The organism is Mesorhizobium sp. M5C.F.Ca.IN.020.32.2.1 (assembly GCF_004023105.1).
Classification (GTDB): Bacteria; Pseudomonadota; Alphaproteobacteria; order Rhizobiales; family Rhizobiaceae; genus Mesorhizobium; species Mesorhizobium wenxiniae.
In genome coordinates this window covers 1-2,930 of the sequence record NZ_RZSX01000790.1, presented here as the reverse complement: position 1 = coordinate 2,930, position 2,930 = coordinate 1, and the positions used below count along the sequence as shown (strand labels likewise).

The window sequence follows — 2,930 nt, the reverse complement described above, 5'->3', positions numbered from 1 at the left end:
ATCTGTCACCGAGCCCCTGCCTGATGCGGGTCAAGAAGCTTCAGGCGGAAGGCTTCATCACCGGTTATTCCGCCCAGATCGACGTCTCCAAGCTCGGGCAGACGTTGACGGTCTTCACCGAGATCACGCTCAGGAACCATCGACAGAACGACTTCGCGCGGTTTCTTGCCACCGTCGAGAAGATCGATTCCGTCATCGAATGCCATCTTGTTTCAGGCGGCTACGACTACCTGGTGAAGTTTGTCACAGCGGGAATCACCGAATACCAGACGGTCATGGAGCGCCTTGTCGAAATGGACATCGGCATCGACAAATATTTCAGCTTCGTCGTGCTGAAATCCCCTATCGTGAAATCTCACCTGCCGCTCGACGCCATATTCGACAGTTGAGGAAGAGGCTACCCCGCGCATGCGGCGGCAGTCTGGACGATCATCTTCTCATTGCTGCCCGCACGTCCTTGTCTTCGAGGGTTTGATCCAGCGTCATCCGCGTGCGTTCGAGGATTCCATCGATATCGTCCTCTGTGCAGCAGAGCGGCGGCGCATAGCCCAGGATGCCGCTGTTGAAGGCGCGGATGACGAGGCCGTTCGCCCATGCGCGGTCGAAAATACGGCGACCCGGATCGGCTGCCACCGGCAGGGGCGTCTTGCGCTCCTTGTCGGTGACCAACTCGACCGCGGCGAGCATGCCGCGACCGCGAATATCGCCAACCAGCGGGTGGTCGGCGAGCGAGCGAAGGCCTTCCATCAAGCGCTTCCCGGCCTTCCGCCCGTTCTCGAGCAAGCCCCCTTCGTAGAGACTCAGGCATTCCAGCCCCACCGCCGCGCTCACGGGATGGGCTGAATAGGTGTAGCCATGGCCGACAGGCGCTTTGCCGGCTCCATCCGCGATCGTATTGTAGACACGGTCCGACATGAAGACTGCGCCCATCGGCACGTAGCCCGAGGTCAGTCCCTTCGCCGTGGTCATGAAATCCGGCACCACATCGTCCTCGTCACAGGCGAAGAGCGGGCCGGTGCGGCCAAAGGCAGTGATGACTTCGTCGGCAACGAACAGAATGTCGTGTTCCTTGCACACGGCGTGCAGGGCCTTCAGCCAGCCTGTCGGTGGAACGAGGACTCCGCCCGAACCCTGAATGGGTTCGGCGTAGAAGGCCGCAACTCGGTCCGCGCCGAGTTCCGCGATCTTGGCGCGCAGGGCCGCGACCGATGCGTCGATAATCGTCTGCGGATCGGAACCGACCGGATTGCGATAGGCGTAGTGCGAGGGAATCTTGTGCTGCCAGTCGTAAGGCACGCCGAAGCCCGCATGGAAAGCGGGGATCGCGGTCAGACCGGACCCTGCCGTCGAGGATCCGTGGTAGCCATACTCGACCGAGATGAACTGGTCCTTTTGCGGCGTACCCTTGGCATGGTAGTAGTAGCGAATGAACCGGATCGTGCTGTCGACTGCGTCCGAACCGCCCAGCGTGAAATAGACATGGTTCAGATCGCCGGGCGCCAGTTCGGCAAGCCTGGCAGCAAGGCGAATGGCAGGCTCGGATCCCAGCCCGAAATATCCCGTCGCATAAGGAAGCTCCCTTAGCTGCTTGGCGGCTGCTTCAACGACACTTTCCTGGCCGTAGCCGATGTTCACACACCATAGACCGGCGAATCCGTCGAGCAGGGTTTTCCCGCTTGCATCGGTGACCGTTGCGCCCTTGGCTGATTTGAGCACCCGCACGCCCGTCTCCTCGTGGCTCCGATAGCACGAAAACGGGTGAACCAGATGTGCGCGATCGAGTTCGATCAGTGAATTTGCCAGCATTTCTTCCTCCGATTCAACCGAGTGCCTGATTTAACCAAGCGCCTGACTGACCAACGCGTATGTGCGGTGATGCGCGGGCTTGCTTTCTTTATGCGTGACCATGGAGCGTCGCATCGTGATCCCACCGCCGACGTGAGCGAGGCCGCGCGCCGTGAGCCATTCACCAAGATCCGTCGAGACGTCGGTATCGACACGAACGAACTTGCCCTGATGATGGGCGAGCAGAAAGTCGATCAGTGCCTTGGCCTCGGCACCGTTTCTCGCCACCACCGGCCCGATGACCAGCCCCCGGCCGAATGGCCGGATGGCGGAAAAGGCCTGGATATCGCCTTCATCGCGAATGACAGCGAACTTCGCGCGCTCGAAAAGCCGCTTCATCAGCGCCGAACGGTCATGGCCAAATGCCTCGCGATCCAGCACCTCGAGGCGGGCAAGATCGCCGCTCTCTGCCCAGGATACACGGGCCGGCGCCGAAACTGCCAACGCCTCGCCCTGATGCTGGACGATCTCGCCAGTTGTGACGAAGCCCAGCTTCTCATAAAGCGGCAGGCCTTCCCGTGTCGCCGTCAGGCAACAGGTGCGCTCACCCGCCTTGGCAAGCGCCTCTTCCATCATCTTTCGGCCGAGTCCGCGGCCGCGCATGGCCGCATCGACGATCACCATGTTGATGGCGGCGGCATTGTCGCCGTAGGGGGTCATCATGATGGTCGCCACCACGCGTTCTTCTTCCAGAGCGACGATCCCCCGGCTGACCGACTGGGCCAGCTCCCAATCCTCGCGACGATGCGGCCATTCAACTTGGCGAGACAACTCGACAGCGCCTTCCAGGTGCCCCGCTGTCATCTCTTCAAGGATGATCTGTCGTGTGGTCATGATGAATTTCCGGCCTTCGTCTTCAGGTGCTAACGGTAGACCACCAAAGACAGCAGTTCCTCCCGACCGGCAGCCATGCGCGACGCGTTTTCACTATCCTTCGCCGCTCGCGCCGCATCTTCTGCCGAAGCATGGCCGACAGGCCGCGCTGCTCGCAAAGCTCGAAAAGACACCTGGCGCAACACTCTGCCAAACCGGCGATGCAATACGAAACGATCTGCTTCAGGTCGCGGCGAATGCGGCCGTTAGGC

At 61.1% G+C, this 2,930-nt stretch carries 4 protein-coding genes; 1 reads left to right on the top strand and 3 read right to left on the bottom strand.

What is annotated here, in order from left to right:
* Positions 1–389, top strand: a 389-nt coding sequence (locus EOA86_RS28880) for an Lrp/AsnC family transcriptional regulator (protein ID WP_164892075.1), incomplete at its 5' end; no start/stop codon positions are given.
* A gap of 40 nt (positions 390–429) precedes the next feature.
* On the opposite strand, the gene EOA86_RS28875 is transcribed toward EOA86_RS28880, so the two are convergent.
* The 3 genes from EOA86_RS28875 to EOA86_RS39660 all read right to left on the bottom strand — a co-directional run.
* Complete coding sequence (locus EOA86_RS28875; RefSeq protein ID WP_128344780.1) at positions 430–1,806, bottom strand: aspartate aminotransferase family protein; 1,377 nt, start codon at positions 1,804–1,806, stop codon at positions 430–432.
* 30 nt (positions 1,807–1,836) lie between these two features.
* On the bottom strand, positions 1,837–2,679 hold the full coding sequence (locus EOA86_RS28870; protein ID WP_128344778.1) for a GNAT family N-acetyltransferase: 843 nt from the start codon (positions 2,677–2,679) through the stop codon (positions 1,837–1,839).
* Between the two features lie 22 nt (positions 2,680–2,701).
* The coding region (locus EOA86_RS39660) for a hypothetical protein (protein ID WP_206630162.1) at positions 2,702–2,930 on the bottom strand (229 nt) is incomplete at its 5' end.